Origin of the sequence: Bradyrhizobium arachidis (genome assembly GCF_015291705.1) — a bacterium.
Lineage (GTDB): Bacteria > Pseudomonadota > Alphaproteobacteria > Rhizobiales > Xanthobacteraceae > Bradyrhizobium > Bradyrhizobium arachidis.
Window position 1 is genome coordinate 510,249 of sequence record NZ_CP030050.1, and the last position, 20,889, is coordinate 531,137.

Consider the following 20,889-nt stretch of genomic DNA (forward strand, 5'->3'; position numbering starts at 1 on the left):
TTAGGGCAATCTATTGCCCCGCGGGCGATATCCGGTTAAGGGTTTGTTTGGTGCGGCGCCGCAAATTGTGCGCAATTCGGGGGCACATCCCCGGCCACTCCCTCAAACCTAAAGCCGCTATCGCGCTACTCAAACTGTGTGCGCGCGCTTGGCTGGTCTTTGGCACTGACAGGAATGAAGCGAGATGAATTTAAGGCAGCTCGACATTTCCCGACGCACGATCGCAGTCGCCGCAGCCCTCATCGGCACGGTATCGCTGGTGATCGGCGCCCATGCTGCCCTCAACATGCGCGCGCTCGATGCCGCCAAGGCCGTTTCGACCGACCAGGTCACCGGCTCGATCGGCCAGACCTCGCGCCTCGCCCTCGTCATCGGCAATGGACATTACCCCGACGCCAGCGCGCCGCTGACGCAGTCGATCAACGACGCCCGCGCGCTGTCCTCGAGCCTGCGCAAGAGCGGCTTTGACGTCGACATGGTGGAAGACGCGACCAAGGACGACATGGTCCGCGCCGTCAACCGCCTGAAGTCGCGGATCAAGCGCGACACCGTCGTCATGCTGTTCTTCGGCGGCTTCGGCGTGCAGGCCGGCCGCGAGAGCTACATGCTGCCGGTCGACGCCGTGATCTGGAAGGAAAGCGACGTCCGCCGCCAGGGCGTGTCCATCGAGGGCGTGCTCGACATGATGAAGCAGCAGGGCGCCAAGGCCAAGCTCGTCGTCGTCGACGCCTCCCGCCGCAACCCCTATGAGCGCCGCTTCCGCTCCTACAGCCATGGTCTTGCGCCGATCAGCGCGCCCGACAATGCGCTGATCCTGTCCTCGGCTTCGCCCGGCAAGGTCGTCGACGACGGCAAGGGCGAGCACAGCGTGCTGGTCGGCGAGTTCCTCAACAACCTCAATGCGCAGGGCAGCGCCGAAAGCGTCTTCAACAAGACCCGCGTCGCCATCTCCCGCGCCTCCGAAGGCGACCAGGTCCCGACCGTGTCGTCCTCGCTGCTCGAGGACGTGCAGTTCAACGAAGCCGGCGGCTAGTTTCTGCTCTCTCGTCTTGTGAAGCGATCGTAGGGTGGGCAAGGGCGCAACGCGCCGTGCCCACCATCTTTCAAAGATCTCGATAGAAGACGTGGGCACGCTTCGCTTTGCCCACCCTACGAAGCCGTCCCTACTTCGCCGCTTCCGCGGCCATCACCGGCCGCACCGGGTCGCCTTCGCGCAGCAGCGCGCCGGCGCGGGCGACGACGATGTCGCCTTCGTTGAGGCCGTCGCGCACCTCGATATTGCCGCCCGACATCAAGCCGATCTCGACGCGCTTGGTCTCGACGCGGTTGCGGCGGATCACCTGCACCACAGTGCCGGCGGACGAATATTGCACGGCGGTGAGCGGCACCGCGACGTTGCAGCTCTGCCCGGTCTTGATCAGCGCGCGCCCGCTCGCGTTGAGCAGCAGCCGCTTCTGCGAGGAGATGCCGATATAGACCATGCCCTGCTGGATGTTCGGCTCGACGGTCGGCCCGATGCGGCGCACCTTGCCGTCGAGATCGCCGGCGCCGGCAATGCGCACCGTCGCCTGCTGGCCAACCGCGAGCTTGCGGATATCGGTGGTCGCGACCAGACCAACCAGATCGTATTCGCTGCGCGCCACGATCGTGAACAGCGCCTCGCCCTTGGCCGAGGCCAAATTGCCGATCTGCGCCGTCGAGGTCGCGATCACGCCCGCCACGGGCGCGGCGACCTGAAGCGTGCCGCCTTCGGGCAGCGCGAGGCGCGCCAGCACCTGGCCGGCCGTAATGGTGTCGCCGGCTTCCGCCAGCACCTCCGTCACCTTCAGGCCGGGACGCTCGGGCCGCACCGAGGTTTCCTCGCGCGCGATGATGGTGCCGGTGGCCTCGACGATGTCGGAGAAGCAGGATTTTGCCGCCTTCAGCACCGTGACCGCCGGCCCCTTCGGCGCCTCGTCTTCGGCGGCGCGCGCGGCAGGAGCGGACAGCAGCAGCAGTCCGGTGAGCGCAACGAGATGTCTGGAAAAGAAACGCGCAGGCAATGGACGCATCGGTCATTCCGGTTGGGGCCTTGACGGCCTCATCGATAGCAGAAGCAACCGCGGCGGGCCATGGGCCGGCCGGATGAGAATGCCGCAGCGCAGGCGGCGCGATGCCGCCTGTAGGATTAGTCTTTGAAATGACGAAGAGGTTCGCCGTTGCCTCTTACCCTCCCCCTCCAGGGGAGGGTAAGCGAAGCGCCCTCACGGCAGGCTCAAGAACTCCACCCAGTTCGGCTTCTTGCCGGTCGGATAGGACTTCAGTTTCCCCAGCGCGCCGCTGCTTTGGTCGATCGCATAGACCGTCATGCTGTCGGAGAGCTCGCCGACCGCGGCGAGGTAGCGCCCCGTGGGATCGATGTGGAAGCCGCGCGGCTGCTTCTCGGTAGGCACGCTGCCGATCGTGGTCAGCTTGCCGCTGGTCGCATCGACCTTGTAGGCGGCGATCGTGTTGGTGGTGCGCTCGGAGGCGTAGAGGAAGCGGCCGTCGGGCGTGATGTGGATGTCGGCGGCCCACGGTTTGCCAGTGAACCCTTCCGGCAATGCGGTGGTGCGCTGGATCTCGTCCCACGCGCCGCTTTTGGCCTCATAGGTGAATGCGGCGACGTCGCCGTTCAGCTCGTGGATCATGTAGACGAACTTGCCGTTGGGATGGAACACGAAGTGTCGCGGTCCCGATTTTTCCGGCACCTTGTGGGTCGGCGGATCGTTCGGCGTCAGCATGCCCGCGGTGGCATCGAACGCGAAGCTCAGCACCTGGTCCGAGCCGAGATTGGTCGCGAACACGAAACGGTTGTCGGGCGATGGCAGGAAGGCGTGCGCGTTGAGCCCGGTCGGAATCACCTGCTTCGGCTCGCCGACAACGCCGTTGGCCTGAAGTGGATTGAGCGCGACCTTGTTGCCGCCATAGGAGGCGCTGAACAGGAATTTGCCGCTATGGTCGACGGCGATGTTCGCCATGCTGTCGGCGAGCGGCCCGTTGCCGATGTGGCTGAGCTGGCCCGTCCTGGGGTCGATCGCAAAGCTCACCGCGAGGAACGGCTGCGAGCGCACCCCGGCGATCAGCACGCGGTGGTCGGGCGTGATCGCGAGCGGCGTCGAGGAGCCGGGCTTCTCGACGCCGGTGAAGGCCGCGGTCTGCACCGCCGTCATCTCGCCGTTGTCGGCCAGCTTGAACACGCTGATGTCGTTGCTGTCGGCGTTGCCGACATAGGCGAAGGTCTCGGCCATGCCGGGGCGGACTCCAGAGATGAGGGCGAGCAAAGCAAGTGTGGTGGCGATCGCAGCGCCTGATGCGCCGCGGCGTGTCGGTCTCAACATGGGGCTCCTCCATCAAGCCGGTGCGGCCCGGTCCTTTTGCCCTGGAGGATAGCGGGAGCCGCGCCGCCGCACCAAATCCCAATTAAGATCGATCAATGCCGAAATTGTATCGGTTGTGCGGGACGGCTAGCGCACCGCCGCCGTCAGGCTGCGGGAGGGCAAATGCGGGCCGGTCGCATAGTCGGGTGCTCCGAGCACGCCCCACACCGCGACCGCAACCAGCGCGCAGGTCAAGATCGTCCAGACCACGAGTCGTTTCCGCATCAGGCCAGATCCATCATCCGTTCGATACCCCCATCGCCGCCAGCGATCGTGCACTGCAAACGGCGACGATCCTATGAACTCATTCACAAGTGAAAACAGCGAACCAATGCCGCGCCCGCGCATTGACCCGTCATGCCCCGCGAAAACGATCTTGAAGGCAAGCCCGACATGGGCGGCAAGCATGGCGGTCAGGCCGGCCAGCCGAAGCCGCCGCCGCGCCCGCGCCAGGGCCCGCGCGATGAGGACGTCGTGGCAAAGCGCCACACCGGCCAAACCGATCGCAGCGCCCCGCCGACCAAATCAAAATAGCGCCTCGCCCGCGCCGTACTTTCATTGGGAACAGCGGCCTCGTCTTGCCGTTACCTTGATCCCGCGGGCGGAGGAGTGCGAAAGGGAGGCTGGCACGTGTTTTGGATCTATTGGGACACCGCCTGGTCGCTGATCATCAGCGGCATCTGGGTCGCCACCATCGTCAGCCATCCCGACGCCGAGTTCGTCGAAATCCAGGCGGCCCGGCAGGTGAAGTGAGCCCGCGCACGTCGCGCAGCCGTAGGGCTGACTGATCCGCCTTGCGATCTCAAGGTGAAGCTCAGATCATGCTGCCGGGCATGAAGCAGCGGATCAAGGCGCGGCCGTTGACGTAATAGGGCCAGACCATGGTGCGGCCGGCGCGGTTCGGCTCGGTGATCACGGCATCGTCGGGCACCTCGATCCAGGCGCCCTGGAGCCTCACGCGATAATGTCCGTCGCGCGTGTCCCAGTCGACATCGTCGAGCGCGGTGCCGTCGGCATCGGCGCAGCAGGGGCCGCCGGCCTTGCTGTGCAGGCTCTCGAACCAGCCCTTGAGCGGCGAGTTGGCGTAGCGGCCATCGTCGCGGGCCTGCGCAGGCAGGCCGATCATCGCGATGGCCGCCAGAAGAGGGATCATCCTGAAAGTCACGACCGCCATGTCGCCTCGCTCGATCCGCGCACGCGCGAGCGCGCAGACGCGAAGCCTGCTGCGAGGCGCGTGATGCATGTTGGCTGCCGCCCGCCGGCCAGAGTTCCAGCCGCCTCGGCAGGGCGATAACCGCAAGGCCTGAGGTTTGATCCTATTTTGGCGCGGTGAGCTCGCCGGGGCTACTACGCCGCCACCGCCTGCGCCGACAGCAGCTGTTTCAGCTTCGCGGCCGGTACGGCCGGGCTGAATAGCCAGCCCTGCATCTGGCTGCATCCGAGCTGGCGCAGCACCTCGCGCTGGGCCTCGGTCTCGACGCCTTCGGCCGTCGTCGCCATGTGGCGCGCGGCGGCCATGTGCACCACGGCCTGCACGATCGGCGAGGAATCCTCGGACTGGCCGATGTCGCTGATGAAGCTGCGGTCGATCTTGATCTTGTCGAAGGGGAAGCGGTGCAGATAGCTCAACGATGAATAGCCGGTGCCGAAATCGTCGAGCGCGATCCGCACGCCGAGCTCGCGCAGCTGCTGCAGGATAGTGAGCGCCTCCTCGTCGTCGCGGATCAGCACGGTCTCGGTGACCTCGAGCTCGAGCCGGCCGGGTGAGAGGCCCGACTCCGCAAGCGCCGCGGCGACCTTCAGCGCCAGCGTGCTCGATCGGAATTGCACCGGCGAGACGTTGACGGCGACGTGGATATCGCCCGGCCAGCTCGCCGCCTCGGTGCAGGCCTGCCGCAGGACCCATTCGCCGATCTCGCCGATCAGGCCGGTGTCTTCCGCGACCGGAATGAAGTCCGCGGGCGAGACCATGCCGCGCTCGGGATGGCGCCAGCGCACCAACGCCTCGCAGCCGGTGACGACATTGGCCGCGAGGTCGACCAGCGGCTGGTAGTGCACCTCGAACTCGCCGCGGGCGAGCGCCTGGCGCAGATCGAGCTCGAGCTGGCGGCGCTGCCGCGCCTTGGCGTCGTATTCGGGGATGAAGATGCGGAAGGTGCCGCGGCCCTCGGTCTTGGCCGCATACATCGCAAGATCGGCGCGCTTGAGCAGATCGTCGAGATTGTCGCCATGGTCGGGCGCGATCGCGATGCCGATGCTGGCGTCGGTCGGGATCTCCTGGCCCTTGCAGTTCACCGGCGTGCGCAGTGCCGTCAGGATATTGTCTGCCAGCGCGGCCAGCTCCGGCTCATCGCAGGTGCCGGCCTTGATGATGGCGAACTCGTCGCCCCCTAACCGTGCGACGAGATCGTTGCCGCTGACGCAGGCGCGCAGACGGTTCGCCACCTGGCGCAGCAGCTCGTCGCCGACCTCGTGTCCCAGCGAATCGTTGACGCCCTTGAACTCGTCGACGTCGATATAGAGGATCGCGAACGGCTTGCCCTGGGCGAGCTCGGCGACGCGGCGCTCCAGATGGCCGCGCATCAGCACGCGGTTGGGCAGGTCGGTCAGCGCGTCGTAATGCGCCATATGTGCGATGCGCTCGTCGGCGCGGATGCGCTCGGTGACGTCGTCATGGGTGGCAAGCCAGCCGCCGGCAGCACCAGGCTGGTTCTTGACCTCGATCAGACGGCCGTCGGCGGTCTCGACGATGGCGCTCTGCGTGCGTCCGACATTGTCCAGGATGTCGTCGCAATAGGCATCGACGTCGCCGTGGAACGATCCGGTGTCGTAGCGGTGCTGGATCACGTCGCGGAAATAGGCGCCGGGCTTCACCACGCCAGCGGAAAGGCCGTACATCTCGATGTAGCGGCGATTGCAGACGATCAGCCGCTGGTCCCGATCGAACATCAGGAGGCCCTGCGTCATCGTGTTCATCGCGGTGTCGAGCCGCTGCTTCTCCACCGAGAGGCGGTTGGTCATCTGGCGGAAGATCAGGAACAGCGTGAGCACGAGCAGGCCGATCGACAGCACAGCCACGAACACGAAGAACTTCGTCTGCGTGCGCCAGGTGGCGAGCGTGGCGTCCAGCGACTTGGTCGCGACCACGACCAGCGGCTCGCCGGTCAGGAGGCGCGAGGCGACGATGCGGTCCTTGCCGTCGATCGGGCTTGCGAGCTGCGTGGTGACGAAGGTGCGTTCGAACACCGACCGCTGCTCCGGCGTGCCGTTGCGGAAATTCTCTCCGATCATGGCATCGACATGCGGAATGCGCGCGAGCAGCTGGCCGTTCTGGTGATGCATCGCGATCGAGGATTCCTCGCCGAGCCCGCTCGAGGCGAAGAAGGATTCGAGCTGCTCCGGCGAGATCGCGCGCGAGACCATGCCGAGGAATTCGCCGTGCGGGCCGGAGACGCGCCGCGCGAACACGATGGCGGGACCGTTGCCGAACCGGCCGGGAACGACCTCGATCTCCTCCTGCGACGTCGGATCATTCTTCAGGCGGTCGAAATAGCCGCGGTCGGCGACCGAGATGTCGGCGACCGGCCAGCGCCGCGACGAGTTGATCAGAACGCCCTCGGCATCGAACACGTTGGCGCCGGCGACGTCGGACCAGCCGCTGGCTTTCGCGCGCAGCACCTCGTGCATGGCGAGCGTGCCCATCTCGCTGCGGAAGACGTTGGCGGATTCGATGCCGTGGCTTTCGAGCTCGGCGATGACGCTCTTCTGCAGCACCGCGAAATCGGCGAATTCGCGGTCGAAGTGCCGGGCCAGCAGCCGGACGGAGTTTTCCAGGCTGTCGCGGCCGCTTTCGATCGCATTCTGGCGGAAGCGGTCGACGGTGAGCGCGGTGCCGATGGCCATCGCGACCATCAGCACGAAGCCGCCGCCGATCAGCCACGTCAGCGGCGCTCCCTGCCAACGGCGCAGCAACGCGCGCATCCGCGCGGTCCATCGGATTGATGTGCCCATCCAGCCCTCCCGTGGGATGCAAGATGCAGCAAAACCGACAAGACCCCGTTACCAGTAAGGGTTAGGAAAATATGAATCGGAATGGAATCAGAGGCTTGGGTTCCCTATGCGGGCGCCTACGAGACCGTAGGCTGGGCAAAGGCGCCCTTGCGCCGTGCCCACCATCTCTTCGTGGCGGCAAAAAGCGCGTGGGCACGCTTCGCTTTGCCCACCCTACGAAGCTACCGAGCGGCTCTCACCGCTTGATCTCCCACTCCAGCGCCTCCGCATTGCCCTTGGCGAACATCGCCGGGACATCGAACTTGCCGATCTTGAGGTCATAGCGGCATTTCCAATCCGCCAATCCCTTCACGGCGACGTTCTTCGGATGCTTGTCCATCGCCCCCGACAGCGAGATCACGAGGTAACGGTTGTTGGGCCAGTCGACGCCGAGCCAGCGATAGGCATCTTCGGTGCCTTTCATCAGATTGGCCGAGATGTGGTAGTCGAGCTTCATGTTCTTCGTATCGGGCCGGCTGTGGAAATAGGCCCAGGCAAGATCGCTGAGCGATTTCCGGGTCGCATTGACGAAGGCGCCGTTCTCGACATGGTAGAGGAACAGATCCTGCGAGCCCGAGCCCGTCTTCTGCATCCGCACCAGCCATTGCGAATCGGCGGTGAAGCGGAAGCCGGCGCCATAGCCCTGCTCCGGCTTCAGCTCCGTCATCTGCTCGCCGCGTCGGGCCCAGACCTGCCATTTGACCTCGAAAAGGTCTTCACTGTCCTTCATGTACTGCTCGAGCTTGGTCGCACCGTCGGGCGAGGTGAAGGCGAGATCGGCGTTGTCGGTGAGGACGAAGCCCGGCGGCGGGCCGGATGCGGCGAGCGCGGGGGAGGCGGCAAGGAACAGGGCAAGCGCCAACCATGGCGCGGGACGGCAAAATCTGGTCACGGAAGAAATCCCTAAAATAAATGCCGCGCTGCGGCCTTGCGCATTGGACTCCGGCGGGGCGGTGCCGGTTCATCCGAAAGAGTGATCATCCCATCGGCCGACTTGCTGCCGCAGCGAAATCGGCGCAATTTGCTGCCATCGGCTGATTTGCGATCCAAGGTTCTGCATCGATGTTGACCGCTTCCAAGGCCTTCATTGCGTTCTGTCTGCTCGCATTGGTTGGCACCGCGCTGGTGATCGGGCCCACCGAGCTGCGCCGGCTGTTGCCGGGCGGGGAGAAGACCGAGGTCGCCGCCAAACCTGAGGTCAAGGCCGCGAAGCCTGAGGCCAAGGCTGAATCCAAAGCCGAAGCCAGGCCGGATGAGTCCAGGCTTGCCGCCGCGCAGCCTGCACCATCGGCGTCCCCCGAGCCGGTCGTCCCGCCAAAGGCGGCGGCTCCGCTCGCCGAGACGCAGAAGCAGATTGCGGCACTCGGCGAGCTCGCCCCGGCCAATCCGCCGGCGGCTGCGGCCGATGCCGGCCCCCGGTTCGACGTCGCGCGCGTCGACGATCACGGCGAGGCTGCGGTGATCGCGGGGCAGGCCACGCCGGGTGCCAAGGTCGAGCTGCTGCGCGACGGCAAGCCGCTCGACTCCGTGGTGGCCGATGCGGCGGGCCAGTTCGTGATGACCCCGTCCCAGCTCCCCGCCGGCTCCTATGAACTGACCCTGCGCGCGACAGCGTCCAACGGCACCGTCACCCAGTCCGCCCGCACCATGCCGGTGATCATCGCCGAAGCCGCGCCGCCGCCGGCGCGCCCGGCACCTGCCGCGCGGCAGGCCGAGAAGCCCGACGACAAGTCAGACGTCGTGGCCTCCCTGCCGTCAGCTGCGCCGCGCCTCGCCTCCGCGCCAGAGAGGTCGGCGGCCCGTCCGCGGCTGATGGGGACGCCGAAGCCGAAGGTCCTGGCGCGCGCGCCGACCGCCAATGCGGTCGCATCGGCCTCGCCGGCAGAGGTCTTCAATACCGCGCCGGCCGATGCGGGCGGCAGCCGCGTGATCTCGCGCGGCGACAGCCTGTGGGCGCTCAGCCGCCTCGCTTACGGCGATGGCGCCCGCTATGCGGTGATCTTCAACGCCAACCGCGACAAGATCCACAACCCGAACCTGATCTATCCCGGCCAGACCTTTGTGCTGCCGAAGGCACACTGATGATTTCTGCGACGCTTTGACCGGCGCGGGGTCGGAACCTTTGGTTCCGCTCTGAGTCATCTCTGTACCGCGCACTGCGTGCCTGGCGCTGGAGGAGGGCCAAGAGGTGGTCAACTCAGTGGTCAATTCGGTCGTCATGCGGAGGCCTCGCATGGGACTGGTGCTGGCGGGCGCAGTCCTCGCGACTTTGGCGGTGCTGCTGCCGAGCAAGGCCGAGGCACAGTTCGGATTACGGGGCGGTCCGCTCGGCGTCGCCCGCTTCGCCGTCGGCCACATGATCGGCATGTCACGCCTGCGCCATTCCCGCATGGCGGTGCGGGGCGGCCGATACCGCTCCGCCGCGCTGAGATCGCAGGATCCGCGCGGTGCCGAGCGCGGTCAGCCGCCCAATCCCTACATCGTGCGTGCGGCGCTCACGGCGCAGGCCGCGCTGTCGGGCTGGCGTGGCGGCCGCCGCCCGCAGGGCTGGTGGCGTCATCCCGACGGCAGCTATGGCTGGGCCGGCCCAGTGTTCTGGCCGTTCGCGCAGGACGATCTCGCCAACGCCGTCATCCTCGGCGATATGACCAGCCTCTCGCTCTATGGTTATGGCGACATCTATGCCGCGATCTTCGCGCCCTATGCCGCGACCGAGCTCGCCGCCTATACCGCGCCGCAAGGCCGGCGCGCGCGCAAGGTTCCGTCGGCGCAGAATGTCTGTGATGCCAGCGATCCCGCTGGCTTCCCCATGGATCGCATCGTCACCGCCGTGCAGCCGAACGAAGTGCAGCGCGCAGCACTCGACGATTTCAGTGCCGCCTGGCTAGCCGCCCGCGACAGCATTCGCGCGGCCTGCCCGGCAGAGGTGCCCGCGACCGCGGCGGATCGCCTCGGCCTGATGCGCGAGCGCATCGAGGCGATGATCAAGGCGACCGACGCGGTCGCAGCGCCGCTGGCTAAATTCGAGGGCCTGCTCGACGACGGCCAGAAGAAAAAGCTCGATGCGCTCGGCCAGGAGCGTCGCGCCGCGCTCGCGGCCGGCCAGAAGAAGGATGCGCAGGCGGCAAGCGCCTGCGAGGCCGACAACGATCCGCGCTATGACGTGCAGGCGCAGCGCCAGTACGAGCAGCTCGTGCAGCAGCAATGGCCCGCCGCCGACATCGCCGCGACGCTCAAGCTCGACGACACCGGCCGCGCACGCCTCGACGTGCTTCAGGACACCACGCTGCGCACCATGGAGACGCTGAGCCCGTGCACAGCGAAGGCCGCAGCGACCCCGCAAGCCCGCCTCGCCGCGGTGAAGGCGCGGCTCGGCGCCATGCTGGAGGCGGTCAAGACCGTCGGCGATGCGCTCGATGATTTCGAGGCGGATTTGACCGACGAGCAGAAGGCCGCCTTCGAGGCCATCGGCCCGAAGCGGGGCGCGTGAGCGCAGAGGAATCACATTGAGAGCCGTTCCTCCGGCCATCCTTCGAGACGCCCGCTTTAGGCGGGCTCCTCAGGATGAGGACCGAGTGCGCGGCAGCAGCTTCAACCGGCGCGGTGCTGTTTAGCTTCATCCTGAGGAGACCGCTGGAAGCGGTCGTCTCGAAGGACGAGGCGCGCGCTCAGGCCGTCCAGGACGCCATATGCGATCGCCCTCCCCCACAAGGGGGGAGGGACCGGAGAGAGCAATTCTTTTGGCTCGACTCGTTCGACTTCAACGCATCCCGCTTCTAGCTGAAGAAATGGCCGCCCGAAGCCAGCGAGTAAGCCTGCCACTGATGATCGAGCAGGATCGTCTCGTGGCTGCCGTTGCTCTGGCTAATGTCGATGACGAGGTCGTTGGCGCCGCCGCGATGGGCAGTGACGTCGGCCGAGTCCTTGACGAGATCGACCAGCGCCGCCATCGACTTCACCACCGCGCCGGAGCCGGCGCCTTCGCCGTTATCGAGCACGGCCGCGGCATGCGCACCTGATGAGGCGAAAGTGCCGGCCTCGTAGTCGTAGAACACCAGCGCGTCACCCTTGTTGAAGTTGAGGTCGAATACGGTGTCGGTGGCGCGCTGACCGGCCGCCTGGTCGGTGCCGTTGAAGCGGAACTGATCGGCGCCGGCGCCGGCGTAGAGCAAATCGTTGCCGCCGCCGCCGTTGAGCACGTCGGAATGCTGGCCACCGATCAGGATGTCGTTGCCGCCCTTGCCGTCGAGGAAGCTGCCGACCGGGCTGAACAGTTTTGCGATCAGCAGATTGTTGCCGTCGTTGCCTTCGACGAGATTGTCGGCGATCGCGGTGATCTTGGTGCCGCCATTGCCGTCGGACGACAGCTGGAAGTTCAGGCCCGAGGCATAGGCATGGGAGTCGAGCTGCAGCGTGATCGTGCCGGACTTGCTTCCGGTGAGGGTGAGGACGTTGTCGGCCGACAGCGTCACCTGGCTGGCCTTGCCGATGCCGGCGAGGTCGATGGTGTCGCCGACGCCGAAGCCTTCGATGGTGTTGTCGAGATGGCCGTGGTCCAGCGCCGCCTTGTCGATCTTGAGCGTCTGCGCGCCGTCCTCGAAGGTGATCGCGCCTGTGCCGGCGGCATCGAGCGCCGCGAGCTCCAGCGTTCCGGCATGCAGCGTCGTGCCGCCGGTGTAGCCGTTGCTCTGGCTCAGCACCGTTGTGCCGGTGCCGGCCTGGTCGAAGGCGCCGTTGCCGGAGATCGTCGCATTGAACACGAAGACGTCGGAATGGGTGGACGCGAACACGCCATTGTCGGTGACGGCGCCCGTGAGCGAGCCGCCATCGGCGAGCGCGAGCCTGGCGCCCGCGTCGATGGTGATGCCGGAGGCGAAGCTCTCGGCATCGGTGACGCTCCAGCTGCCGGCCTTGACGTCGAGCAGCTCGAAATTCACCGTATGCGCCAGCGTGCCGGAGCCGTTGCCGAGCAGGTTGAACGTATCGATGCCGTCGCCGCCATCGACCGCCGCGGTGAAGGTCGCGCCGGTGTAGTCGTTCACGATGTCGTCGCCGCCACCGAGCGCGACGCTGCCGTCAATCGTGCCGTGGTTCGTGATGATGTCGGCGAAGGTGTCGGTGATGGAGATCGCCTCGCCATTGCCGCCGTGGATCAGGCCCCAATTCTCGACCGTCGTCGGCGCGAAGGCGTTGCCGAGGTTGGAATCGTCGACCGTAATCGCCCGCTCGACGCTCGAGATCGTGCCGTAATTGACGATGCTTCCGCCGCCGATCGTGATCGCCTCGGCCAGGATGCCATCGCTGTGGCCCGTCGTGGTGATCGAGCCGTAATTCGTCAGCGCGATCAGGCCATCGACGTCGATGCCGTCGCCGTCGCTGACGCCGTCGGCATGGCCGGTGATGAGGCCGGAATTGAGGATGGTCGTGGTGGTCGTGCTCGCGGTGTCCATGTTGATGCCGGAGCCGGCATCGCCGATGATGCTGCCGCCCGCATCGTTGCTGATCGTGATCGGCTGGTCGCCGGTGATGCCGTGGCGCGTGCCCTCGATGGTGCCGCCGGCATGGTTGTTGACGACGCCACCGGCATTGCCCTGGAAGTCGACGCCGTCATTGGTGTCGCCGGCCGTGCCGCCGCCGAAGATCTTGCCGTAATTGTCGACGACCATGTTGACGCCGCCGCGGACCGCGTCGGCATCGGCCGCCTTGATCACACCGGTCGCCTCGTTGATGAGGTGAATGCTGCCGCTGGTCGAGACCAGATCGGTGAAATCGATCGCCTGGCCGTTGGCGGATCCGGTTCCGGTCGACTGGATGGTGCCGGCATTGTCGACCGTGACCGAATAGGTCGCGGTCGTGGTCAGCGTCGAGGCCGTGATGCGCACCGCATCGCCCTGCGACTGGATCACGCCATGCTGCTCGTTATCAAGCGTGAACGAGGTGATGTTGGTGAGGTTCGACGTGTTCAGATTGATCGCGCGGCTCGCCGAGGCGGTCGCGTCGATCAGGCCGTCATTGGTGATGGTGATGATGCCGGCACCGGGGCGGATCGCATCATTGCCGGAGGCGCCGATCACCGCGCCGGTGTGATTGGTGATGTTGATGACTTCGGTGGCCGACACGATCGCGGCGAAGTCGAGCGCCTGCCCGCTCGAGGCCGCAATGATGTTGCCGCTGGCGTCCACCGCGCCGGAGACGATGCTGCCGGAATTGTCGACGGTGATGGTGCCGGTGGAGAGTGCGGTGTTGATGCGGAACGCATCGTCGCCCGTGATCAGCTTCGCGCCGGCCTCGTTGGTGAAGCTGAGATTGCCCGTCGTGAAGGAACCCTTGGTGTCGATGCCGCGGCTCGTCGCCAGGATGGTGCCGGCATTGTCGATCACCACGGTCTGCCCGGCCGCGCCGCCGGTCCAGGTGATGTCGGTGGTGTCGGACAGCGTGCCGCCGGCCTGGATGATGCCGGTGTCGGTATTGCCGACGGTCTTTGCGGACGTGACTGTGGAACCGCTTGCCACGGTGAAAGAAGCCATGATCCCTCCCTGACGTGCCCTGGAAATGCGGCGCCGGCCGGCGCTGCGAAAATGCTTGGGACGAGAGCGGTATCGGGGGGAGATGACGGCGGGATGACGCGGTGTGGATCGCGTCCTATGAAAGACTTAGCCGCACGCCCAATCGAACTTCATATCCCCGAAGTCGAGCTGCGCATTGCCGCCGCCGAAATTGTAGCCGCCGAAATATTCCTCGAACTCGATATAGAACGGGCTCATCTCCGGCACCGCCTGGCACGGCCGCATGGTGCCACCGAGATGGTTGTGGGCGTGGTCCTTGCTCCAGTCATGCAGGCGGAAATTGTCGCGGCCAGGGACGCCGCCGACATAGTAGTAATAGGGCTGATAGCCGGTCGGCGGGTTTTCCCTGGTGTGCTCGTCCTGCGGCCCCTTGCCGGCATTGGGATCGTTCGCGCGCGGGCTCAAGGTGATCGCGCGGGTCTCGCTCAGATCGGCGCGCGGTGACGCTGAAAACATCTTCTTCGCGTAAGGCGCCGCGGCCTCGAAGAACGCGCAGGCGCCGCCGACATCGAGCCAGCGCGGCCGGTCGGCCGTCGCCAGCGCAAGCGGCGCCGGCGGCGTCGCGAACGCGCCGTCATATTCGGTTTTGGTCAGCAGCAGCGCGGCATATTCGTAATCGAGAATGTCGGTCATGCGCGAGAGCCGCGGATGCGCTGGCCGTGCCATCACCGCTTCGCGGATTTCAGGACCATCGGGCGCGCCGCCGTCATTGTGATCGGGCGCAGTGGCAAAGAACGACACCGCGACGATGTCCGCGCCATGCACGCGATAATCCTCCGGCAGCAGCAGCGTGAAGCCGTGCATCAGCGGATAGCCGGTGACGGGATCGAGCGGCCATTGCTCGGATGTGATGCCCGGCGGCAGCCCGTAAACCCAGCCCTGGTCGCGTGCCCGCTCAGTGGGACGGTCCAGCATCTGCAAATCATACGCGCGCGAAGGCAAGGCAAACGCCACAGGCCGTCTCCCATCGGAAATTGAGCCTCGACGCCGAGGCGATGGTTAGTCGCAGCGAGGGGAGATGTGGTTCGGGATGGGAAGAACGCGATGATGCCATTCTGCCAGTGTTTTGCCCGACGCGTCAAAGGCAATTTCGCAAAATCCGTAGCTCCGGCGAAAATTTGGCGTCGTGCCGGAGCCTCGGCTACTGTGCATGGGGTTGTTTTCGAATCTTAGTTGGCTTCTACCCGCGCCGCCGCGCGACCGACGCATCGACCACGTTCTCGACCCCCTCGCGCCAGCTCAAAATCTCCATCGCAAGCACGGGATGATTAAAACCCTTGAGCTGGAGATCGTCGAGCGCGCGCGCCTCGACCCAGGGCTCGACCATGCCGTAGACGCGGCGGCTGACCACGATCTGGTTCGGCTTGGCCTCGCTGCAGAGACGGGAGGCGAGATTGGTGACGCTGCCGATCGCGGCATATTCGAGCCGCTGCTCGAAGCCGACCTGGCCGAGCGTGGCATAGCCGAGCGCGACGCCGATGCCGAACCCGAGGCTATGGCCGCGGTTGCGCCAGCGCTCGGTCAGCGGGCCGATGGTGTCGCGCATCTCCACCGCCATCTTCACGGCGCGCTTGGTGTGGTCCTCGAACTGGATCGGCGCGTTGAACAGGATCATCACGCCGTCGCCGGCATATTTGTCGAGCGTGCCCTCATACTTGAAGATGAGCTGGCCGAGCGCGGCGTGGTATTCGCGCAGCACGTTCATCGCCTCTTCCGGCTCGGTGGCTTCCGTGAACGCGGTGAAGCCGCGCAGATCGCAGAACACCACCGTCACCTCGCGGCGCTGGCTGGTGAGCAGCCCCTCGGGGCTGTCGGAGGAGGCGATCAGCTGCGCCACCTGCGGCGCCAGGAAACGCTCGAGCTTGCGGATGCGCTCGATCTCGCCGAGCTGGGTCTCGACGCGCTCCTCCAGCGACTTGTTCCAGTCCTTGAGCTGCTCGGTCTGCACGCGCAGCTTGTCGGCCTGGGCGCGCACGGTCTCGTTCGCGGTCTCGAGCGCGTGGCTCTTGTGATCGACCTCGGTGAACAGCCGCGCATTGCGCATTGCCAGCACGGCCTGGTTGGCGAAGGTGCGCATCAGGCCGATGATGCTGGCGGCGAACGCGCCACTGGCGCGGCGCAGTACCACCAGCGAGCCAAGCGTGCCCTGCTGATCGACCAGCGGCACCACCAGCACCGAGTGGAAGCCGGCATCGATCGCGGCATCGCGCAGCGGCTGCTCGGCCGCGTGGTCGAGATCGGCAATCGCGATCGGCTCGCCGCTCTCCGCGGCATCGCTCAGGATGTTCTCGCCTTCGCCGATGGTGACGTGTGCGCCTTCGGCCGACTTGTCGATGCCGCCCGCCTCCACCAGGTTGAAGCTGTGTGCCTCTGCGTCATAGCCGTAGATCAGCACCGCGTCGGCGTGGGTGATCTCGATCGCGCGCGCGGCAATGGTCGGCAGCACGGCGTTGAGATCGAGCGAGGAGGCCACCGCGCGGCCGACCTCTTCCAGCACCTTGAGCTCGTGGTTCGACTGCGCGAGGTCACGGGTGCGCTCCTCGACCTTGGTCTCCAGGTTCGAATAGGTCTCCTGGAGCTGGGTCGCCATGCGATTGAACTGGCCGGCGAGGTCTTCGAGCTCGTCGGAGGTGTGCACGTCGATGCGGTGGCTGAAATCGCCCTCGCCGAGCTTGTGCGCGCCGTCGCGCAGCGCGGTGATCGGGATGATCATGCGGCGGGCGAGCAGCGTCCCGGCGAGGATCGCCACCATCAGGCCCATGCCGATCAAAAGCGCGATGCGCACCAGCTGGTCGCGGATCGGCGTCAAGGCTTGCGTGGTCGGCTGCTCGAACAGCACGCTCCAGCCAAGTTTCGGAACGGTGCTCGCAGCGCTCATCACCGAATGGCCGTTGAAGTCGGTACCCGATGTTTCGGATTCGCGCCCCGGCGCGATCGCAGCCGCCACCTGTGGCAGCTTCGACAGGTCCTTGCCGACGTCGGGCCCCTTCGACGACGTCGCCAGCACGCGGCCGCGCGGATCGACCACATAGGCGAAGGCGGCCTTGCCGACCTGCGCGTCGGACAGGAAGTCGGAGAGGAAGCTGAGATCGATCTCGGCGACTGTGACGCCGGCGTTGAAGCCGGAATGCGCGACCGAGATCGACATGATCGGCCGCTGGTCGACGAAATAGGCCGGCGAATAGCTGACGCCGCGGGCCACCGTGTCGGTGAAGCGCATGTCGCGGGAGAGGTCGGCATTGCCGCCGGTCGTGGTCGACTGGCGCGAGACGCGCAGCACCTCGCGGCCCTCGCCGTTGAGCTGGAACAGCTGGTTGACGACCGAGACCTGGTGCAGCAGTTGGGCGTAGTCGGCGCGGCGCTTCTCGAGCGTGTCCTGGCTCGCCCGCGTCACCCAGCTGATCTGGCGCTCGAGCTCGGAGATCGACTGTTCCATGCGCCGGGCGACGGCCTGCGCCCTGTCCTCGAGCCCGTCGGTCAGCGATGTCTTGGTGGCGCGGTAGGAGATCCAGGTCTCCATCGCGCCGTTGACGGCGAGCACGAACACGACGAGGCCGACGAGGGAGACGACATATTTGGCGAACAGGCCCTCGCGCAGAAACCGTGTCTTGTCGTTCGCCCCTGCCATCCCGATCCTCTTGCGCCGCCATCGACGCCGGCGCTACGGGCCGTACCAGCCCCGGCAGCCTTCTACCATAATTTGGGCCAAGGGATCGTTCCGTGACCGTCCCGGGACCGGCTGAAAACAGCAGGTGTGGTTACCCGTTGTGGACGGCAGGGCTGCTGGACTGGCGGTGAAATGTCGCAGCCTCATCCGTTCGGAGGAAGCTGCGGATGGCGGGCTCATGTAAGGGGGAACGTGGAGTCCCGTCCGTTGGTCCGCCAATCACCGATTGAAGAGCTGCCGCAGCACATCGTTCATGGGCTGGCTGTCCTGCTGCGCCGCCGGCGGGTCTTCCAGGGCCGGGGGTGCGGGCGAAGCCTGCGGTGCCGGCGGGGAGGGTACTGCCGGCAGGCTGCGGCTGCGGCCGGTGCCCGTCGCCGTACCTGTTCCGGCACCGCTGGAAAGCCCCTGCTGGATCAGGCTGCCTATCGCCTCGCCCAAGGGGCCGCCGAGCAGATTGTTCTGGCCCGGCTGCTGGGTTTGCGGATTGGCATTGCCGGGCACGTTGCCGCCACCCGGCGCGGTCGCGCCGCCGAGGCCGAGGCTGCCCAAAATATTGCCGAGCCCGGCGCCGTCGGGGCCGAACAGGCCTTTGCCCATCTCGCGCAGCTTGGCATAGGCAGCCTCGGGATTATCGAGCATGCCGGCCATGTCAGGATAGATCTTCGGCTGCGACCAGCTGCCCTGGATCATCACGGGGATGCCGAAGCCGACCGGCTCATTGGTGCGGCCCTGGCCTTCGGTCGTCATCACCAGCTTCGGCTCGACGCGAAAACCCATCATCTTGGTGTCGAGTGCGATCGTGCCGGCGCCAGTCACCCGTACCAGCGGCCCGATCAGGTTGAGATCGGTCGTCACCGCCTGACCCTTGTCGATGCGGAAGGAGGCCGAGAGCTGCGACAGGTCCGTGCTCTGCTCCTGGCTGCTGTTCTGGCTGTCTTGCCAGCCGGACAGCGTGCCCGATGTCAGCGAGCGGATCATCTGCGCGACGTTGATGCCGCGAATGGCGCCGTCCTGGAAATTGACGAAGGCCGTGCCCTGCATGTTTGCCATCAGCGCGCGCTGGCTGGTGCCGGCACTGCGCAGCGCGAGTTTGGCCTGCAGCTTGCCGTCGATGCGGTCGAATTCGGCAAGGCCCTGCAGCAGCGGCAGCGCGCGCACGCCGACGAGGTCGGAATGCATGGCAAAGCTCGGCGCGCCGGTGGTCGCATCCAGGATCACCTCGCCCGAGACCTGGCCGCCATAGGCGCCGAGATTGGCGGTGCCGGCCTTCAGCACGCCGCCGGCGAGCTTTGCATCGAGGGCCAGCGGTGCGAGGCGGGCATCGCCGATCATGGCCTCGTTCGCGGAGAACCTGATTTGCGCATCGACATAGTTCAGTCCGGAGACGTCGATCGGCGCATCGCTCCAGGGTCGCCCGGACGCGCCGTCAGGGGATTTCGCCAAGGGAATCGCCAGCCGCTGGAAGTCGAGATCGAGCTTGACCAGCGGCTTGCTCGCGATGTCGACGGACGCCCAGCCGTTGAACGCGCCGTCGCCGAGCGTGCCGTTGATGCCGTTGATCATCACGATGTCGCCGTTCAGCCGCATCTCGGCGTGGCCGGCGAGCTGGGACTTCAGCACATCGGGCATGTCGATGGCGAAATCCACGGGGATCGTGGGCCGGTCGGTCGGCGGCGCCGGCGTCGCTGCCTTGATGTCGAACCTGGTCGGATGCTCGCCGACGCGCGCGGTGCCGGTGATGTTGACCTTGCGGTCGCGGTCGACGACGGCATCGGCGTTGATGGCGCTGATACGACCTTCGACGCGATCGCGCAGCCGCGAGAATGCGACCTCGCCGTCGGTGATCTTGACGCGGTCGATGGTGGCGCCGTCCGTGTCGAGCGCGAGCGGCTTCGACGAAGTGCCGGCATTCGGCAGGCGCTCACGCAGCAGCGGCTGATAGAGCACGGGACGGGTGACGACGAGCTCGCTGATCTTCGGACGGCCCGACCATACGCTGGCGAGCGACATGTCGGCCTGCACGCTGTCGACCGTCAGGCGCGTGATGCCGCTACGATCCTTGGGATCCTGGAGCGTGAGATCGTTCAGCGTGACGTTCAGCGTCGGCCAAACGCTGATCTTGGTGGTGCCGTCGATCGACAGGCGATAGCCGGTCGCGCTCTCGACCCGCGAGGCAATCGTCGAGGTCAGGAAGCCGGAGGGGACCCCGACCACCAGCAGGAGTGCGATCACGATGATGACGGCGGCCACCGCCGCGCCGGCGAATTTCACTGCTCTCATGTCGACTTTCCAGCGGCGGACCATCGGCGTCGAAACCGGCAAATACCGGTACTTTGCGCCGCGTCCTTTCCGCCTGAGTTTATCCCGGGACGGGAAGTGGTTCCAAGCGGTCAAAAATAGTCAGGGGGAGCTGCAAAGTTATGTGACTTATGACACACTTCCCCGGCGCGGTTTTACGCGATCCTGATGTTGATGGTTCCAAGCGATTTGCCAAGAAATTCACAAGGACATTGAAATGAGCAAGCAGGCCGAATTTGCGGTCATCCTGAAGATGAACGCGATGTTCGCCGACCTCGGCGCAGATGAGCTCCAGCGGCTGTCCAATCTCTGCCACACCCAGCATCTGGGCAATGGCGAGGTGCTGTTCCAGAAGGGCGACCCCGGCGACGCGCTGTTCGGCGTGCGCCGCGGCCAGGTCCGTATCGAGACCGGCGCCTCCGATGGCAGCCGACTGACGCTGAATTTCATGGGACCGGGCGATTTGTTCGGCGAGGTCGCGGTGCTGGACGGCCAGAGCCGCACGGCGGACGCGACCGCGGGCGAGGCCAGCGAATTGTTCGTGCTGCGGCGCGAGGATTTCCTCGGCTTCCTCGAGCGCGAGCCGAAAGTCGCGATCAAGATCATCGCGCTCTTATGCCAACGCATCCGCTGGCAGAGCGAGCGCATGGAGGAATCCATGTTGCAGCCGCTGCCGGTGCGGCTGGCACGGCGGCTCTGTGCCCTCGCTGCCGATTTCGGCTCCGAGGTGCACATCTCGCAGGAGCAGCTCGGCATCTTCGTCGGCGCTGCCCGCGAGAGCGTCAACCGCCAGCTCCAGGCCTGGCGCAAGGAAGCGATCCTCGATCTTCAGCGCGGCCGGATATTGCTGCGGAACATGGCCAAGCTGACGGCGATCGCACGGAACGAGTGAAGTCACTAGCTCCGCGCT

16 protein-coding genes are annotated in these 20,889 nt (G+C 66.1%); 6 read left to right on the forward strand and 10 right to left on the reverse strand.

The window, feature by feature from the left end; translation table 11 throughout:
- The first annotated feature begins 184 nt into the window (after positions 1-184).
- On the forward strand, positions 185-1,033 hold the full coding sequence (locus WN72_RS02425; protein ID WP_027563574.1) for a caspase family protein: 849 nt from the start codon (positions 185-187) through the stop codon (positions 1,031-1,033).
- Between the two features lie 130 nt (positions 1,034-1,163).
- On the opposite strand, the gene WN72_RS02430 is transcribed toward WN72_RS02425, so the two are convergent.
- From WN72_RS02430 to WN72_RS02440, 3 genes are all read right to left on the reverse strand, one after another.
- Positions 1,164-2,051: an efflux RND transporter periplasmic adaptor subunit gene (locus WN72_RS02430; protein ID WP_027563573.1), complete on the reverse strand. Its 888-nt coding sequence runs from the start codon at positions 2,049-2,051 to the stop codon at positions 1,164-1,166.
- A gap of 192 nt (positions 2,052-2,243) precedes the next feature.
- Positions 2,244-3,359: a lactonase family protein gene (locus WN72_RS02435; protein WP_027563572.1), complete on the reverse strand. Its 1,116-nt coding sequence runs from the start codon at positions 3,357-3,359 to the stop codon at positions 2,244-2,246.
- Positions 3,360-3,485: 126 nt separating this feature from the next.
- The gene (locus WN72_RS02440; RefSeq protein ID WP_156950903.1) at positions 3,486-3,623 is read right to left on the reverse strand and encodes a hypothetical protein; all 138 of its coding nucleotides are present in this window, start codon (positions 3,621-3,623) and stop codon (positions 3,486-3,488) included.
- Between the two features lie 132 nt (positions 3,624-3,755).
- Here WN72_RS02440 and WN72_RS02445 point away from each other — a divergent pair, with 132 nt between their 5' ends.
- Both WN72_RS02445 and WN72_RS47445 read left to right on the forward strand, forming a co-directional pair.
- Positions 3,756-3,932 (forward strand): hypothetical protein, encoded by a 177-nt coding sequence (locus WN72_RS02445; protein WP_156950902.1) that lies wholly within the window; start codon positions 3,756-3,758, stop codon positions 3,930-3,932.
- A 96-nt stretch (positions 3,933-4,028) separates the two neighbouring features.
- Entirely contained in the window at positions 4,029-4,151 is a 123-nt protein-coding gene (locus WN72_RS47445; protein ID WP_265441090.1) for a hypothetical protein, read from the forward strand.
- A gap of 61 nt (positions 4,152-4,212) precedes the next feature.
- Here WN72_RS47445 and WN72_RS02450 read toward each other — a convergent pair whose 3' ends face one another.
- From WN72_RS02450 to WN72_RS02460, 3 genes are all read right to left on the reverse strand, one after another.
- Positions 4,213-4,572 (reverse strand): hypothetical protein, encoded by a 360-nt coding sequence (locus tag WN72_RS02450; RefSeq protein WP_027563571.1) that lies wholly within the window; start codon positions 4,570-4,572, stop codon positions 4,213-4,215.
- 173 nt (positions 4,573-4,745) lie between these two features.
- On the reverse strand, positions 4,746-7,409 hold the full coding sequence (locus tag WN72_RS02455; RefSeq protein WP_092219476.1) for a bifunctional diguanylate cyclase/phosphodiesterase: 2,664 nt from the start codon (positions 7,407-7,409) through the stop codon (positions 4,746-4,748).
- 235 nt (positions 7,410-7,644) lie between these two features.
- Entirely contained in the window at positions 7,645-8,340 is a 696-nt protein-coding gene (locus WN72_RS02460; protein ID WP_092219474.1) for a hypothetical protein, read from the reverse strand.
- Between the two features lie 170 nt (positions 8,341-8,510).
- Here WN72_RS02460 and WN72_RS02465 point away from each other — a divergent pair, with 170 nt between their 5' ends.
- Together WN72_RS02465 and WN72_RS02470 are read left to right on the forward strand one after the other, a co-directional pair.
- Entirely contained in the window at positions 8,511-9,530 is a 1,020-nt protein-coding gene (locus WN72_RS02465) for a LysM peptidoglycan-binding domain-containing protein (RefSeq protein ID WP_092219472.1), read from the forward strand.
- Between the two features lie 151 nt (positions 9,531-9,681).
- Entirely contained in the window at positions 9,682-10,938 is a 1,257-nt protein-coding gene (locus WN72_RS02470; RefSeq protein WP_244553957.1) for a Spy/CpxP family protein refolding chaperone, read from the forward strand.
- 286 nt (positions 10,939-11,224) lie between these two features.
- On the opposite strand, the gene WN72_RS02475 is transcribed toward WN72_RS02470, so the two are convergent.
- The 4 genes from WN72_RS02475 to WN72_RS02490 all read right to left on the reverse strand — a co-directional run bounded on the left by WN72_RS02475 (position 11,225) and on the right by WN72_RS02490 (position 19,961).
- On the reverse strand, positions 11,225-13,975 hold the full coding sequence (locus WN72_RS02475) for a beta strand repeat-containing protein (RefSeq protein ID WP_092219466.1): 2,751 nt from the start codon (positions 13,973-13,975) through the stop codon (positions 11,225-11,227).
- 126 nt (positions 13,976-14,101) lie between these two features.
- Positions 14,102-14,968, reverse strand: coding sequence for a hypothetical protein (locus WN72_RS02480; RefSeq protein ID WP_027563565.1), 867 nt, complete (start codon positions 14,966-14,968; stop codon positions 14,102-14,104).
- Between the two features lie 226 nt (positions 14,969-15,194).
- Positions 15,195-17,642: an adenylate/guanylate cyclase domain-containing protein gene (locus WN72_RS02485; RefSeq protein ID WP_027563564.1), complete on the reverse strand. Its 2,448-nt coding sequence runs from the start codon at positions 17,640-17,642 to the stop codon at positions 15,195-15,197.
- A 258-nt stretch (positions 17,643-17,900) separates the two neighbouring features.
- Entirely contained in the window at positions 17,901-19,961 is a 2,061-nt protein-coding gene (locus tag WN72_RS02490; protein ID WP_092219503.1) for an AsmA family protein, read from the reverse strand.
- A gap of 235 nt (positions 19,962-20,196) precedes the next feature.
- Between WN72_RS02490 and WN72_RS02495 the strand changes: the two genes are divergently transcribed.
- Complete coding sequence (locus WN72_RS02495) at positions 20,197-20,871, forward strand: Crp/Fnr family transcriptional regulator (RefSeq protein ID WP_027563562.1); 675 nt, start codon at positions 20,197-20,199, stop codon at positions 20,869-20,871.
- The last annotated feature ends 18 nt before the right edge of the window (positions 20,872-20,889 follow it).

Excerpts from the sequence above, each read along its gene's own strand:
- WN72_RS02425 (WP_027563574.1), top strand. The coding sequence starts at position 185 with ATGAATTTAAGGCAGCTCGACATTTCCCGACGCACGATCGCAGTCGCC.
- WN72_RS02430 (WP_027563573.1), bottom strand. The coding sequence starts at position 2,051 with ATGCGTCCATTGCCTGCGCGTTTCTTTTCCAGACATCTCGTTGCGCTC.
- WN72_RS02435 (WP_027563572.1), bottom strand. The coding sequence starts at position 3,359 with ATGTTGAGACCGACACGCCGCGGCGCATCAGGCGCTGCGATCGCCACC.
- WN72_RS02440 (WP_156950903.1), bottom strand. The coding sequence starts at position 3,623 with ATGCGGAAACGACTCGTGGTCTGGACGATCTTGACCTGCGCGCTGGTT.
- WN72_RS02445 (WP_156950902.1), top strand. The coding sequence starts at position 3,756 with ATGCCCCGCGAAAACGATCTTGAAGGCAAGCCCGACATGGGCGGCAAG.
- WN72_RS02450 (WP_027563571.1), bottom strand. The coding sequence starts at position 4,572 with ATGGCGGTCGTGACTTTCAGGATGATCCCTCTTCTGGCGGCCATCGCG.
- WN72_RS02455 (WP_092219476.1), bottom strand. The coding sequence starts at position 7,409 with ATGGGCACATCAATCCGATGGACCGCGCGGATGCGCGCGTTGCTGCGC.
- WN72_RS02465 (WP_092219472.1), top strand. The coding sequence starts at position 8,511 with ATGTTGACCGCTTCCAAGGCCTTCATTGCGTTCTGTCTGCTCGCATTG.
- WN72_RS02470 (WP_244553957.1), top strand. The coding sequence starts at position 9,682 with ATGGGACTGGTGCTGGCGGGCGCAGTCCTCGCGACTTTGGCGGTGCTG.
- WN72_RS02475 (WP_092219466.1), bottom strand. The coding sequence starts at position 13,975 with ATGGCTTCTTTCACCGTGGCAAGCGGTTCCACAGTCACGTCCGCAAAG.
- WN72_RS02485 (WP_027563564.1), bottom strand. The coding sequence starts at position 17,642 with ATGGCAGGGGCGAACGACAAGACACGGTTTCTGCGCGAGGGCCTGTTC.
- WN72_RS02490 (WP_092219503.1), bottom strand. The coding sequence starts at position 19,961 with ATGAGAGCAGTGAAATTCGCCGGCGCGGCGGTGGCCGCCGTCATCATC.
- WN72_RS02495 (WP_027563562.1), top strand. The coding sequence starts at position 20,197 with ATGAGCAAGCAGGCCGAATTTGCGGTCATCCTGAAGATGAACGCGATG.